This window comes from Desulfobacterales bacterium (assembly GCA_030066985.1).
GTDB lineage: Bacteria > Desulfobacterota > Desulfobacteria > Desulfobacterales > JAHEIW01 > JAHEIW01.
The window spans coordinates 17,224-31,754 of record JASJAN010000034.1; the positions used below are offsets into that span (position 1 = coordinate 17,224).

A 14,531-nucleotide genomic window follows, 5' to 3' on the forward strand; every position below is an offset into this window, starting at 1 on the left:
TCCCTGCTAAGACAAGCATGTTAATAATTAGCAAACACAACCTGCTATCGATCGAAGATCCAGCAGCCACCACTGATCAATGGTGGCACACAAAACAGCCCCCTCGATGGGTTTGAACGCTGTTTTGATTCACACCTTCCCGGCGGTGACACTCCGCACAATCATCCATTTTCATCCGATCCCAGGTATTGCGTTTGATACCGGAAATCCTTCTGCCCCAAATATCGATACTGTAACCGGATATGCGGTTTTCTTTATAAATCGGTAAGCTTTCCGATTCCCCGATATGCCCGTGACAGACCACACAGTCAATTTCTCCCATTTTCACATGCGCTGCATGTGAGAAAAACACGTTCTGGGGTTGCCGCGAATAGATCAACCAAGGCACTTCCCGGTTATTGGCCACAAACTCATTGACAAAACGGGCTTCCTCGGGATCTTCGCCGTTGACCTCTTCATGGCATTCGATGCACTGGTCCAGTTTAGGGACGCCGTGATAGGAGCCGTCTTCTCTGAAAAAGTGACAGCTCTCGCAGCCATCTTCCACCAGCTCATTGTGCAAGACGTGGTTGAATTCAATCGGTTGATTCTTTTGGGAGTAAAGCAGCTTGGGGAAAACCACCCATCCGACAATCAGGCTGGCCGCCAACCCGAGAATAAAAAACAAAATAATGGGTCCGCCGGCGCCGCTGGCATCGGTTTCGCCGGAAGGGGCTATTTCAGGAGAGGGTGTTGAGGGTTGCTGATCATTTGCATTGGCCGCATTGGCTTGTTCCTCTTTTGTCATAAACACTCCATGGTTATCTGGGTTGATAGAAACAAGTCTTGAAAACGATTGCCGCCTGGCACAAATAATTACCGGCAACAACCTGATAATTTAAAATTTATACAATTACAGTGGGTTACACGATAAGCAGCTCGTCTTACATGCCAGCAAAGGTGACTGTATTACCTTAATTGGCGCGATTTTGTCAAGCAAAATCATTGGCCAAAAGCCCCGTAACTGTGCAAACCGGGCAGCAAATTAACACCGAAATAGGTGAATAAAACCGCAGCAAACCCCACCAGCGACATATAGGCAATTCGCCGCCCTCGCCAGCCGCGCATCAAACGTGCATGCAGCAATGTGGCATAGATAAACCAGGTAATCAGAGACCATGTTTCTTTAGGGTCCCACCCCCAGTATCGTCCCCAGGCGGAGTTGGCCCAAACGGCGCCGGTGATAATACCGATGGACAAAAACAGAAAACCAAAAAGGGTGACCTGGTAGCCGAGTTCATCCAAGATGGCCGGTTCAGGAAACACCCCCAGCAATCGATCTTTGGTGTCAGCCGGCATTCGCCGCGCCAGCAGGACGCCAATATAAAATATCAGGCAAAGCGGCAAAGCGATTATAATTGCCATGCCCCAATTTCCAACCAGCAGAACCCGGCTAAAAAGCAAGACAAAAACAAACAATGTCAAGGGCTTGGCGATATCCAGCCAGGTAACTTCTTCCTCTTCACGTCCTTGTTTCATGAGATACATCGCGCCAATGCCAAAAGCGGTGGCAAAAGCGGCATATCCGATAAAACAGGTGATGACATGGGCGATCAGCCAGTTGCTTTTTAATGCCGGGATCAAAGGCTGAATTTCGCTGCTAATGCCGGTTTTTAAAGAAGCGTAAGCCATTGCCAGAAAGGCGAGCGGCATGGTAAATGCACCGATAATCCGATTGCCGGCCTTACGCTCGACCACCAGGTAAATCAATGCAATCGTCCAGGCAAAAAAGACCAGCGACTCATACAGGTTGGAAAACGGCGCATGACCGATTCCCATGCGGTATGATTCCACCCAGCGCAAAATGATACCAGCCGTATTGCCCATCAGACCTATAATGGCCACCCAAGAGGCCAGCTTGCCGGCGGCGGGTCGTTTAAATACCCATGCAAATATGTATAGAAACCCGGCCAGTGCGTATACAAATGTAACAATTGATAAAATGAGGGAACTGTTCATGATTTTCCTCTAGCTGTCCATTTATGATTGTGATATGTCATCCATCCGATATGCAAGGGGCATGTCTATTTTCCAGGAGATAGCTTCGCCAGTTGATCGGCTAGCTGCGCCACCTTTTTTTGCATCCCCATTTTGTTTTTATTGGAAGTTCCTGCAACCATCACTTGGTTTTCTGGATCCTGAGCTGTAATCTCAACACAGATTTGCTGATGAGACATAAAAAAGGTAATGTAAATTCCGATGATCATCAGAATAAATCCAATATATACCACCCAGACACCGGGATCTTTGCTCACCTGCAACCCGGTATAATACCGCGGCACAAAATCGGCGATGGCGATAAACACCTGCCCTTTTCGCATTTTATCGAAACTTGGAAATTTTATCGGCAATGTTACCTCAACCGGATCGCCGTTCTGGGGTGCTAAGATCCCGATAAATGCCTCACCGATCTGATGGCCTTTAAATTCTGCATTGCGTGTAAATTGTTTTAAAGTAAATGTCCCCAAGTTTTCGGGTATCTCAACCACTGAACCAATTCCCGCCTTTTGATTGTAAATCATACCAGTGGTCTGACTGGTAAAATTTAAAATCACCTCTGTGGGTGCCAGGTTGCCGTAGCTGGCCTGAAAAAAGCTGATGCCTTCATAGCGCAAGGGGTCATTGACGATGATATCTTTTTGTTCGATGACTTTTCCGTCTTTAAGGATAGATAAACTGGAACGGAATTCTTTGGGAGCACCGGTATCATAGAATTCAACCTTAAAATCATCACAGCGAATTTCAAAACCCAGTGGCAGCATTTGATTGTTATGCCGCAACTGAATTGAATGCGCCGAATCACCGGGTGCCAGATTGATAAAACCTTCATAGCCGAATATGGACCCGATCAACCCACCAATCAACAGGACCACGACACTCAAATGGACAACGTATACCCCCAATCGCGTCAGGCGACCCTTTTCAGCGTAGATGGCATGTCCCTTATCGGTGTCTTCAATACGATGATATTTGAAACGGCGAGAAATGATCGGCAGATAGCGGTCTTTTAGCAGTGTCGCGTCGCCAGCAGGGTTAAATTCAGATTTGTTCTTGATTTGGCGGTAACGCGAAACGTTAAAGCGTGGATTGCGGGCAAAAATGATTTTCCACATCGCCTGCAATCGATCGATGGAACAGACGATAATATTGACCACCAGTAATAAGATCAAGGCCCGAAACCACCAAGAATGGTACATATCGAACAGCCCCAGCAAAGAGAAAATCCGGTATAACACTTCACCAAAGGACTGCAGATAGGCTCCCGGCGCCTCATTTTGCGGAATCAGCGTTCCGATGATCGACGTCGCTGCCAGACTCAGCAGCAGGAAAATGGTCAGTTTAACAGAGGCAAACGCTTTCCATATGCGATCCATAGCAGAGAGATCAGCAGTGCTCTGCTCAGAACTCATGGTTGATCCTTTCCAGATAAAATTGAAACTTTGTTCATAACAAATCGCGTCAAATCAGGCAACCATCAAAAAATCTTGCTTGATTTCAACATCTTCAAGAATTTATCCCTACAACAAGTCCCCTTTGAAAACATCGGGCTGTATTGAAAAGACCCTTAGAACATGCTAGATAAGGTAAAAACGTGTTGCCAATTCATCAGCGGTGTTTGAGAGGGGTGGCCCGGATTGATTAATGGATTGGGATGATTGATGACTGGCCGACTGTGAACAAATGATGACCTCAAATTGCGCTGCAGACGCTGGGTTCAGGTACCGCACCCGTTTAGCTATCCGAGGAAAATGCGGCAAAAAAATAGTCTTCTGACACCCGTTGCATGTGGCGGGCACACAGAAGACTATTTTACTTAAATAATTCGCTTCTTCGGCAGCGGCACGAATCAGCGCTGTTTATTTTTTGACATAGTGGCCGCGTGACTTCGCACGCACCATACGTTTTTTGGAAAGCTTATACAGAGCGTTACTCAACTGCCGGGAGTCAAGGCCGGTTCTCTTCTTCAATGTGGCAATGGTAGCCCCATTGGGACTGCGACGAATAACGCCATAGACCTTATCCAATACAGTCTTGCCCCGGGCAGTCGATGTTTTTCTGCGTGCGGCGGCTTTGCGAACGGTTTTCTTACGACTGGCCGGTGATGCCTTTTTTTTCGATTGAAGTTTGTCGACTTGTTTGCTAATTCGATCCAGCTGTTTTGACAGGCTGGTAAGAGATCTAGAGATTGTATTCAGTTGGGTTTTTATCCTCTTCATTCTATTTGTCCCTCCATGTTGGAAGCATTTGTTTTGAAGATCAGCTACTTGAAGAGTAAGACATCATTGCTAAAAGTCAATATTAGGGAAGATAATGGAGAAAAGACATATTGATTTCAAAAAACGATACGCCGAAGCGTTGAATCCAGACCAACTTGCTGCGGTCACCCATGCAGATGGGCCGCTGCTGGTTATTGCCGGTGCCGGTAGCGGAAAAACAAGAACACTGACATATCGAGCGGCCTATCTGGTAGAAAAGGGTGTATCGCCGTCAGCAATTCTTCTGTTGACCTTCACACGCAAAGCTTCCCAGGAGATGCTTCGCAGGGCATCGCAACTTCTCGACGAACGCTGTGGCAAAATTGCGGGTGGTACGTTTCACTCCTTTGCCAATACAACCCTACGCCAATATGCTTCCCATATGGGTTTGGATCCCGCCTTTGGCATATTAGACCGCAATGATTCGGAGAGTTTGATTGGTCTGCTGCGACAAGAACTGCGTCCGGCAACCCAGCAGCGATCCTTTCCCAGGCGTAAAACCTTGGCAGATATTTTCAGCCGAGCCGTCAACAAAGCCTTGTCGCTCGAGGAGGTCGTTGAAACCGATTATCCGCATTTTGAATCTCATTTGGAAACCATCAGCCGTCTTTATCAGCTGTTTAAAATTCGTAAACAGGAGCATCACTTCCTCGACTATGACGATTTACTTATTTACTTACAGCGACTATTGGCTGATTATCCAGATGCACTGGATCGCATTTCGGCACGCTACCATTATATTATGGTGGATGAATACCAGGACACCAATACCATTCAAGCAGAAATTCTATACCTTCTGACCCGCTCAAACCAAAATATTATGGTCGTCGGTGACGACGCCCAAAGCATTTATGCTTTCCGGGGAGCTAATTTCCGAAATATCATCGACTTTCCGCAACGTTTTCCAGCCACCCGCATCGTATCCCTGGAAGAAAATTACCGCAGCAATCAGCCGATATTAACATTGACCAATACCATAATTGAAAGAGCCCGAGAAAAATTTACCAAAAATTTGTTCTCCCAAAAAAAGAATGGCGCCAGACCGGTTATGGTGAATGCCGAAGATGAATACAGCCAATCCCGCTTTATCATTAATCAGATCAAAGATCTTCAAAAACAAGGGGTGCCCATTAATGAGGTCGCCGTTTTGTTTCGCGCCAGTTTTCATTCCTTTGATCTTGAAATTGAATTGAGTCGTGAGGGCATAGCGTTTGTAAAGATGGGGGGTTTTAAATTTGTTGAGTCGGCGCATATTAAGGATGTCTTGGCCCATCTGCGCGTAATGGCCAACGTTTATGACCGCATCAGCTGGTACCGAATATTGCTGCTGATCGAAAAGGTTGGCCCCAAGACCGCTCAAAAAATTTATGAAGCCACCCTGGCGGAAAAAGCGGGTTATACCGGCTTGCTTTCAGCTGAGGTCGCCTCTAGCAAAGGGCTCGAACGTTTGAAAAAACTCATATCAATATTAGATAGCGAGCCGATGACGGTCAGCGAAATGGGGGAAGCAATCATCGAATACTACATACCGATTTTAAAAGAGCGCTTTGATGACCACCCGCGTCGCGCAAGGGATTTGGAGCATCTGGTTGAAATAATGGAGCGTTACAAACGTCTGGATCTCTTTCTAACCGATATGGCCCTCGAACCGCCAAACACCAGTTTTGAGAATTCACTGTACGCTGACACGACGGGAGAGGACCGCTTGACGCTTTCAACGATTCATTCTGCCAAGGGGCTGGAGTGGCATACTGTTTTTATCATTTGGACGCTTGACGGCAGGTTCCCCTCGGTGCATTCATTGCACAAAGAAGAAGAACTGGAAGAAGAGCTGAGGCTGATGTATGTCGCCGCAACCCGTGCCAAAGACCATCTGTTTTTTACCTATCCGAGCAATGTATACGACCGTAGTACAGGATTGATATTGAATCAGCCGTCCCGTTTTCTCGACGACATACCTGATGATATCCTTCAGAAGGAATATGAATACCGCTAATCTTTAAAAAATCCCCACCAAACAAATACGACAAACCCCACGATAGACACGATTGCAATGAGGTAGCCCGCCCAGTCAAAGGGTCGTGTCGCAAACCCGAGCTTGTCTACCTCACCGAGTTTGGTCTTACACGATGGGCATTTGGTCGTATGCAGCGGCAAATGCGTGTAACATTCAGGACACTTTTTGGTCATGAATCCGGATCTGCCGGAGCGGCCGTAAGGGGCATCATCGTGCATCTGGTTTCTCCTTTGTTACCTTCATTTTGCATGAGTTTTAATGCAAGATTCAGGTATGACTGCTTAACCCACCAATCGTTTCAACTTTTCCAGAAGCCGTCTGCGATGACGATCTCGCTTTCCTCTTTGATGCGGTTCAACCAGGTTTCAACAGCTTTAAAAGATTTTTGCTGCAGCAGGCGGGCTTTTATATCAGACTTCTCTTTTTCAAATCCCTCTAAAGAGGGCTCTTTGCGGTCTTTGAATTTGATCACGTAAACGCCTTTTTGCCCTTTGATGGGCTCTTTATGAAACGCATCGCTGTCAGAAAGCTTAAAAGCCGCACCTGCGATTTCAGACTCATAGCCGATGCCCGGGATTGAATCATTTCGTTTAAACAATCCGGTGGTCTGAGCCTTCAAGTTGAGCTTGTCGGCGGCGGCCGTCAGAGTGGTATCGTTTTCAAGTTCCGTCAGGATAGACTGGGCTTGACGAAGCGCTTCGGCATCCTTTTTTTCTTTAATCAGATCCTTTTTAACTTCAGCTTCAACGTCATTGAGTTCGGGAATCTGCGCCGGTCGCTTTTCAAGAGCTTCAATCAGATAATACCCGTTGCCCAGATCCTGAATTTCACTGACCTCATTGAGGGGCAGTTTAAAAGCCGCCTCTGCCAACTGCCTGGCATTTTGGGTCCCCGCAGGTCCTTTTTTCTGGGTGAAAAAATCAGTGTTGATCATTTTCAAACCGCGCTCTTTCGCAATATCGATAAACTGTTGACCTTCAAAAGTGGCATCAAAAACGGCCTCGGCCTCATCATAAGCCAGGTTTCTTGATCGGTCGGCTTTGAGTTTGTCTTCGATCTCTGTACGGGCTTCATCCAAAGATTGAACGGTGGCCGGATTGACCTTCTCAACTTTAATGATATGCCAGCCAAAATCGGTGCGCACCGGCTCACTGATTTCACCGGCCTGCATGGAAAAAGCCTTATCCGAAAACGGCTTGACCATGTCCTGCCGACGAAATGTACCTAGGTCCCCACCTTTTGATTTGGTGGGGCCTTCTGAGTATTCTGCGGCCAGTTCGGCAAAATCCTGACCGTCTCTGGCCAGTTTAAGAGCATCTTCGATTCTTTGACGGGCATCTTTGACTTGCTCAGGTGTGGCGTTCTGATCAACTCTCATTAATATGTGACGGGCTTGCACGGTTTGCGGGGTTCTAAATTTATCCAGATTGCTTTCATAGTAATCGGCAATATCTTCTTCTAAAATCTTCAGCTTGTCCAAATAGTTTTGAGGATTTAGATACAGGTAGCGAATTTTTAATTCAGGATCGGTTTTATACTTTTCTTTGTTTGCTTCAAAATGGGATTGGATCTCTTCTGCCGTCGGTTTTATATTTTTAATCTGCTGCGGTTCAATCAGAACATAGTCCAGATCGACTTCGGTATTGTTCCATTTGTACCACTGCTGCGCCTCGGTATCCGATACTTTGATATTGCCGGAAATAAAACCCTGCAGTTTGTTGATAACCATCGCTTCGCGTTGCTGCACCTCAAACGCTTCAGGCGTCAGTTGCGTGCGGCTGAGCATACTCAGATAGCGTTGATTATCAAAGACCCCGGCGGTTTGAAAAGCACCGATGCTACCGATGGATTGCGCCAGCTCATCATCTGATACTTGGATGCTTAGTTTTTCGGCTGCCTGCAGCATCAAAGCCCTGTCAATTAGCTGATCTAAGGCCCGTTTTGGCAGTCCCAAGGTTTGGATCAACTCATCATTGACATTGTTGCCGAATGACTGCCGCACCTGTTCAACAAGATTGGTGTAAGTGCTGCGGTAATCATCCAGGGTAATGATGCTCCCATTGACTTCGGCTACCCGGCTGGAGCGACCGGAAGTATATTGTTGAACACCCCATGGAATAAAAACAACAATGATGGCTGCCAGCAAAAATTTAATGATCCAGCTGCTGGCATGTTTGCGCATTAAACTTAACATTGAATTTTTCTCCTCGTGGGTTCAGAGTTCCCCGTTCAACGTTCAAGGTTATGCTAAGACTGAACCCCTAAACCCTGCTTGCCGCGGCAAAGCTTGCGAAAGCGAAGTCGGGAACCTATGAACCTTTGTTAACAAAAAATACCATGAAATTATAAAAGAAGGGAAGCACAAAATTAGGAAATAAAGGTTAATGGGCTTTCCTGCTTGTCTATTTTGGTCCCAACTGTCTCAGAGCAATAAGCGCACAAATATTCGTATTTATCGCCTTCGGGCAAGACCAGCAGAAGCCTTTTGCGAACCGGTACGGACTGCTTGCATTTAGGGCAATAGAGCTCGGTGGCGTCAAACTCCTTGTAGACATCTGCCGCGCCGGGTTCACCCGTGACACCCCCTGGCGGTATGGCTTGTCGCTTCATTCCATTTTCCCGGTAGATTCATTCCATCACCTGCAGACGTGCGTGATTTAACCATCTGCAGCACTCATATAACCATTTAATAATATTTATTATTTCAAATTTTGTCAACCCATCGTCTGCGCGATTCAATTAACACCAAACAGTATCGCAGACGCCGACCGAATAGCGCCAACGCGCCCGATTCGTTAAATATAACTGTTGACACCTAAAAATTCAAATGCTAAATAATTTCGCTCATGTGGGGCTGTAGCTCAGCTGGGAGAGCGCATGACTGGCAGTCATGAGGTCGTCGGTTCGATCCCGATCAGCTCCACCATTTTTTTTTATAAAAAAACAGTGGGTTACATGACTACTGTTGGCTGCAGATTTTGAGGAAGGCCGGATTTTTCAGAATTAGTGACATAAAATTTGAGGTTGTCAATCCATAATGCAATTTGACAGCCTCTTTTTCATACTCTTGGCTTAAATGAGCATATCGCATCGTAGTCTTAATATTTGAGTGTCCCAATATTTCCTATAGGGCCTTCAAGCTTCCCCCACGCATAACAAAATGGCTCACAAATGTGTGCCTCAGAGTGTGAAGATTCGCATCCACTATCCCAGTATGCTTCAGCGCAGCATTATATGCCGTCTTGACATCTTTAATGCGGTTGCCCTGATATACGAAAACATACTCAAATGTGAATCCCGGTTTTTTGCGGATAGTCCTTAATAGCTCTGCAAGTGTGCTAGTAATTGGCACCTGTCGTTTTTCTTGCCCTTAATCTTGTCCAGATAGATCAACCCGTCCCTGATCTGTTTCCATTTAAGGCCTAAAATTTCCTTTTTGCGCAAACCGGTATTGATCGCACATTCCACAAAGTAGCGTAGATAGTCAGCATCCGACCTCTTCACGCTCCTGGCTTTTGAATTTTTAGCCGACAGATCAATCAACTGTCTTGAGCATTCAGCGAGAAGCCTGTCAATTTCATCTTTAAACAGATATCTTACGCGTTCATTATTTACCTTGAACACTAAACTTTGGCCCATTTCAAAGGGATTCTGTTTGATCATTTCCCATTCAACAGCTTTTACCAAGCATATGCCTTATACATGCCATACAGCGGTTCACAGAGGCGTCTGAGCGGTCTTTATTGTGCTTTGTAGGGGTTTGTGCCTAAGTCTATTGCGGAAAGCCTCGACGTCCACATACCTGATATTAAATAGCGGCTTATTTTCACCGAAATAGCCTTTGATAAATTCGATCAGGTATTTTTTAGATGGCGGATACACAAGGCAGAATCGTTTGATCTGAGAGAAGCTTTAATCCTTTTTGCTATTAGTCTTAAGATTTTATCCCCAATCATGTGCCCATAATTGTCATTAATTTCCTTCAGATTATCAACATCAATAAAAATTAAAGATATTGGATGTAAATAGCGAGCTGATTTTTTAATCTCTCTATTATGCTAGTCGTAAAAATACCTTGAATTATATAAGCCGGTCAATGAGTCTTCTATTGTTAATCACTTCAATGCATTTATAATTTTCTCATGATCATCTAATGGGAATAATTTATTTATAACTCAGTTCTTTAACCCTTTCATTTACTTTTAGCAAGCCTGATAAAAGGAAGATATTGTTTAAGTTAAAGATTCTTAAGAAAAAGCCGATAATTAACTAATCAAATATTTAGAATAATTTATTATTCCACTTCCATTGTGACCTTAGATTGTTACCGATGATAATACCGTGTAAATCATGTGAATCCCGATTTCGATTAGACGACAGGCTTATCAAGCCCACCGGATCAAAAGTCAGGTGCTCAAATTGTGGCAAAATCTTTAAAGTCTTTAAGCCCAATACGGTTGAGAAAAGAAAATATCAGAGGATCAAAACACAAAATCTGATTTCCTACTTTTTACTCGATGAAAATGGAAAAATTATTTCTCAAGGCTTGGGTATCGCTATGGATATTAGCAAGGGCGGGATACTACTCCAAACTGTGTATGCCATTGAATCAAGAGTAATTGCCTTAGCAGCGATTGATAGAGAGAAGAATCTTTTCAAAGTAAAAGGTAGATTAGCTTATTCGAAAAAGACATCTATTGGAACATATTTCTCCGGAATAAAGTTTATCGGTATGGAAAAGCATGTGACAAAATTTATCGCGAATTTAGTAAAAGAATACAATTATAATGGAAATAATTTGTTTATTCGTTGGCACAACGAAGATCCGTCATCCATTCCTCACTATTTTACTTGACATGTTCTTTAATGACCAAGATGAAACGCATAGCCAAAATTATGTTTTTGGCTTTCTAAAGAAATTTATTAAACCGCCGATAGTGGAAATGGGAGACCATACAAATAATCTAATAATTTGATCATACGAAAACTTTTATAACATGCAAAGCAATCAATATGACTATTTCATTTCTTATCTTCAGGATGGATAATCATGTTTCAAAAAAGTAAATTTAAGCCATGCGAAAATTGTCAACAACCTGTATTTCCTAAAGAAATTAATTGTCCTTATTGCGGTTCGCCGATTAAAAAAGATTTTCTTCCAAAAATAGTAATAGGCCTATTGCTGTTAATTCTTTTGAGTACTTTGGCTATTCCGACAAAGGGCAAATTAGAAAAAGAAAGAAAAAGGATTGTGAGTGTTGGGGCTGCCACAGTTGATGTGAGTAATTGGGCAAAAAATAAAAACAAAAAAGCAATGTTGGATAAGATTGGAGAATTAGAAGGGAAAATCGTAGAACTGCATTTACAGGTTTTTGTTGCTACCTATCTGTCAGACTATTTTGGAATAGTTACAGTGCCATCTGATGGAATACCTGGTACTTACCTAATGCTATATCCAAAAGATGGGACAGAGACTGCATTTTTAAATAATATAAAAGCAGGACAGACGATAAAAATAAGAGGAAAAGTTAATGGTACCTACCTAAAAAGGATTAAAATCGAACCTGCATTTTTGATTTGAAATTTTCATACTTTTTAAACTCAACGAAAATTTTAGAATCTCCTTGAAACAATTAGCTATCCATTTTTTTCAGTATCGATAGCCCTACTAAATGATGCCCCCTGTGCTCTAGCATGTCCTGCTTCGTTATATGTTTAATCTCAGCCTTGTATAATCCAGAAGGAGCCGTGCCTTTGGGAGATATAAAATCAGCCTCCACAATCTGGCCTACCTCGATCATTTTCAAAAAAGCAGAATTATCTTTTATCAAAAGCCCTGCACTTTTAGCAGTTACATTTATTACTCTGAATTGATAAATTGGTTGGCCGACGAACTTGATTTCAATACGATAATTTCTTAGTTTCGTTCGTCTGGGTTCGGATCGTCTTTCTTTATCGATTATAACTTTCGAATCCATTTGCATATGACCCTGTCTCGATATTTTTCAGTTTCAAGCATTTAAAAGAAGTTTGCCATGCAAGTACTGATATATAGTGAGTATCTGCACTTTGGCAATTTTACAGATATGATACGAATATGGCAAACAGCATTTGAAAATTTGAGAGGGCAGAGCCTAGCGACTCTGCCTTTAAATCCTTTCTAATGTAAATTTCTAAGACTAACTATAAATTTATCACTGAGCAAATTGGCGTGGCTCGACTATCTGTAAATTCTGGGTTTTGACATCCCATTATCGATTTGCAGGAGAAGAGTTTACTTTAACATTGTCAGAAACAACGGCAATTAAGGCTAAATTTGTAGCTTATAGAATATTATCTAAATTCGCAAATGAATCTTTTGTGGTCAATAAAATTAAAATATCAAAAGTTACTCTAAGCATTGGTATAGCTGGGAATCAGATGAATGAAGGAAATCAGCAATTTGTGCATCGTGCTGATTTAACGATGTATGAAGTTAAACAAGAGGGGGGGAACCGTGTGACTGTCTCACCAGTTGCTAACGGGAAACCCTCCAGCGATCTAATAAGCTGTCAATAAAACCGCGCGAATAGACATCCTTTCAATTTTGAAAGCTATAAATCGAGCGAATAGTTGGCCTCTTTATTGCGTGTACTCTGTTACATAAAAATACACGCAAATGTCAATCCCTGTTTAATGATTTTGTTTCTCCTTGAGATGAAATTGTCTTTTTTATTCTAAAGTTTGCTGTATTAAATCCGAAAATTGATATATGCCCCATAGAGAAGAAAGACCCGTTTCTGAAATCCACGAATACTTAATGCATTTGCGCTATAGACTTGCACTTTACCAATTAAATCGAATGACTCCACCGGCAAACCTTTTAATTGAACTAAAAATGACTGAATGTATTTTAAAGATGCAAACATCCAGTGTTGATCGGATCAACATTGAAATTTAGAATTAAACTGCGGCTCTTTTACACCCCTGTTTGCAAAATCTTGCTCTCTTTATTGTCATATAAAAGGAAATGGTTTAGAAAGTGTGGGCTGCTTTGTCTCGTCTTCAAAAGTGCCTCCAATCGAAACTTTGGTGGAAATTCTATCTCAAGTTTAACCTATATCCCGCCGATATTTGTACAAAAGCATTAATAATCTTTGAACGGCCAAAATTTAAAAGCAACAAATAGGCCATACCAATTAGAAGTCACAGTACTTAAAATTTATATATCAATTGGTCAAATATCAGTACAGAGGGGAAAATTTGTTATCCCAGCTTTAAAAACAAATAAGAGAAATTGTACCGATAACTGGAATTTACAGAGAACACGTAGATACCATATAAATCATTATAGTCAGATATGATAAGTTTTCTCCATACGGTGCTGTCAATAGTCACTGCATTTCTTGTTTTAGTAGTTCTATGGTTATTGATGGACCGGTTTAGCTGATATAACAATCACTTTTTTTAACTTGAATTTTCTAACAAACAAGGATTTGTTTTGAATACGCTGATGTATATCGGTGCTCTTTTTCTTCTTTTAGGCTGGACAGGCCTTCTAATAATTGGCTGGTCCTACAAATATGATGACAAAAAAGATACGCTACACTACGAATGTTTTCCGAAAACCAACCCTGTTGACGCTGAAGAATCCGGCAATAAGGAATAATAATGTTTATTTTTCAGACTCTGGTTGATGTTAAGGATGGATGATTCGCCGACTCCATCCTTCAAATTACTCTAAACAAATTAGGTGCACAGAGGAGAATGAAAATAAGATGGGACTTTCAAACGAAATAATTATCAGGCTCAAAGATGGTAGCGAGTTGGGTATTGTGAGCGACCGCCATGTTTTCTATGATGACTATAAGGGAATAGGGAATGATTTTTTTATTGATTGGAAGGAGTTGTCCAGAGAGGCTCAGGAAAAATTAAAAAAAATGCTAAGCACAGTAGAAAAGATGGTGACCGAAACTATGGCTCTGGGAGGTTAACCACGTCAATCGACCCAAATGAGATAGAAACCGTAAGTACCTTCTTATACTTCGGCCACCAGAAAATGGCACTGGTTTTATTTATATAATTATAATATCGAATACTTATGTCGACTAATCCACATTTATACGAATATTTGGTGATTCAATCAACTGGCACATAAAAGTTGTGATTAAACACTAAAGATTTCCACTAATAGCTCCGATAATAAAGAAGGGATAAATGTCAGGTTTCTTACATATTAT

General features: G+C 42.6%; 14 protein-coding genes, 1 tRNA gene and 1 pseudogene. 7 read left to right on the top strand and 9 right to left on the bottom strand.

Annotated elements, in window-relative coordinates:
- Positions 1 to 76: 76 nt before the first annotated feature.
- The 4 genes from QNJ26_16710 to QNJ26_16725 all read right to left on the bottom strand — a co-directional run bounded on the left by QNJ26_16710 (position 77) and on the right by QNJ26_16725 (position 4,256).
- Complete coding sequence (locus QNJ26_16710) at positions 77 to 787, bottom strand: cytochrome c3 family protein (protein ID MDJ0987185.1); 711 nt, start codon at positions 785 to 787, stop codon at positions 77 to 79.
- A 194-nt stretch (positions 788 to 981) separates the two neighbouring features.
- Positions 982 to 1,998 (bottom strand): c-type cytochrome biogenesis protein CcsB, encoded by a 1,017-nt coding sequence (gene ccsB, locus QNJ26_16715; protein ID MDJ0987186.1) that lies wholly within the window; start codon positions 1,996 to 1,998, stop codon positions 982 to 984.
- 65 nt (positions 1,999 to 2,063) lie between these two features.
- Positions 2,064 to 3,449, bottom strand: a complete 1,386-nt coding sequence (locus QNJ26_16720; protein MDJ0987187.1) for a cytochrome c biogenesis protein ResB — start codon at positions 3,447 to 3,449, stop codon at positions 2,064 to 2,066.
- A gap of 447 nt (positions 3,450 to 3,896) precedes the next feature.
- On the bottom strand, positions 3,897 to 4,256 hold the full coding sequence (locus QNJ26_16725; GenBank protein ID MDJ0987188.1) for a hypothetical protein: 360 nt from the start codon (positions 4,254 to 4,256) through the stop codon (positions 3,897 to 3,899).
- Between the two features lie 94 nt (positions 4,257 to 4,350).
- On the opposite strand from QNJ26_16725, the gene QNJ26_16730 reads away from it, so the two are divergent.
- Complete coding sequence (locus tag QNJ26_16730; protein ID MDJ0987189.1) at positions 4,351 to 6,291, top strand: ATP-dependent helicase; 1,941 nt, start codon at positions 4,351 to 4,353, stop codon at positions 6,289 to 6,291.
- Here QNJ26_16730 and QNJ26_16735 read toward each other — a convergent pair.
- The 3 genes from QNJ26_16735 to QNJ26_16745 form a co-directional block, all read right to left on the bottom strand.
- Positions 6,288 to 6,530, bottom strand: a complete 243-nt coding sequence (locus QNJ26_16735; GenBank protein MDJ0987190.1) for a hypothetical protein — start codon at positions 6,528 to 6,530, stop codon at positions 6,288 to 6,290. The two genes, QNJ26_16730 and QNJ26_16735, sit on opposite strands and share 4 nt — an antisense overlap.
- Positions 6,531 to 6,610: 80 nt before the next feature.
- The gene (locus tag QNJ26_16740; protein ID MDJ0987191.1) at positions 6,611 to 8,506 is read right to left on the bottom strand and encodes a SurA N-terminal domain-containing protein; all 1,896 of its coding nucleotides are present in this window, start codon (positions 8,504 to 8,506) and stop codon (positions 6,611 to 6,613) included.
- Between the two features lie 173 nt (positions 8,507 to 8,679).
- Positions 8,680 to 8,922 (bottom strand): hypothetical protein, encoded by a 243-nt coding sequence (locus QNJ26_16745; protein MDJ0987192.1) that lies wholly within the window; start codon positions 8,920 to 8,922, stop codon positions 8,680 to 8,682.
- Positions 8,923 to 9,162: 240 nt separating this feature from the next.
- Between QNJ26_16745 and QNJ26_16750 the strand changes: the two genes are divergently transcribed.
- Positions 9,163 to 9,238, top strand: a tRNA-Ala gene (locus QNJ26_16750).
- 392 nt (positions 9,239 to 9,630) lie between these two features.
- Here the strand turns inward: QNJ26_16750 and QNJ26_16755 are convergent.
- The gene (locus QNJ26_16755; GenBank protein MDJ0987193.1) at positions 9,631 to 9,999 is read right to left on the bottom strand and encodes a tyrosine-type recombinase/integrase; all 369 of its coding nucleotides are present in this window, start codon (positions 9,997 to 9,999) and stop codon (positions 9,631 to 9,633) included.
- Positions 10,000 to 10,642: 643 nt separating this feature from the next.
- Between QNJ26_16755 and QNJ26_16760 the strand changes: the two are divergent.
- The 3 genes and pseudogenes from QNJ26_16760 (at position 10,643) to QNJ26_16770 (ending at position 11,893) form a co-directional block, all read left to right on the top strand.
- Positions 10,643 to 10,741, top strand: a pseudogene (locus QNJ26_16760) (zinc-ribbon domain-containing protein).
- 129 nt (positions 10,742 to 10,870) lie between these two features.
- Positions 10,871 to 11,167, top strand: a complete 297-nt coding sequence (locus QNJ26_16765) for a hypothetical protein (GenBank protein ID MDJ0987194.1) — start codon at positions 10,871 to 10,873, stop codon at positions 11,165 to 11,167.
- 195 nt (positions 11,168 to 11,362) lie between these two features.
- The gene (locus QNJ26_16770; GenBank protein MDJ0987195.1) at positions 11,363 to 11,893 is read left to right on the top strand and encodes a zinc ribbon domain-containing protein; all 531 of its coding nucleotides are present in this window, start codon (positions 11,363 to 11,365) and stop codon (positions 11,891 to 11,893) included.
- A gap of 52 nt (positions 11,894 to 11,945) precedes the next feature.
- On the opposite strand, the gene QNJ26_16775 is transcribed toward QNJ26_16770, so the two are convergent.
- Positions 11,946 to 12,290 carry a hypothetical protein gene (locus QNJ26_16775; protein ID MDJ0987196.1) on the bottom strand — a complete coding sequence of 115 codons (345 nt, stop codon included), beginning with the start codon at positions 12,288 to 12,290 and terminating at the stop codon, positions 11,946 to 11,948.
- 262 nt (positions 12,291 to 12,552) lie between these two features.
- On the opposite strand from QNJ26_16775, the gene QNJ26_16780 reads away from it, so the two are divergent.
- Together QNJ26_16780 and QNJ26_16785 are read left to right on the top strand one after the other, a co-directional pair.
- Positions 12,553 to 12,870: a diguanylate cyclase gene (locus tag QNJ26_16780; protein MDJ0987197.1), complete on the top strand. Its 318-nt coding sequence runs from the start codon at positions 12,553 to 12,555 to the stop codon at positions 12,868 to 12,870.
- A gap of 1,199 nt (positions 12,871 to 14,069) precedes the next feature.
- A complete protein-coding gene (locus tag QNJ26_16785; protein MDJ0987198.1) occupies positions 14,070 to 14,285 on the top strand; it encodes a hypothetical protein in 216 nt (71 codons plus the stop codon).
- Positions 14,286 to 14,531 lie beyond the last annotated feature (246 nt).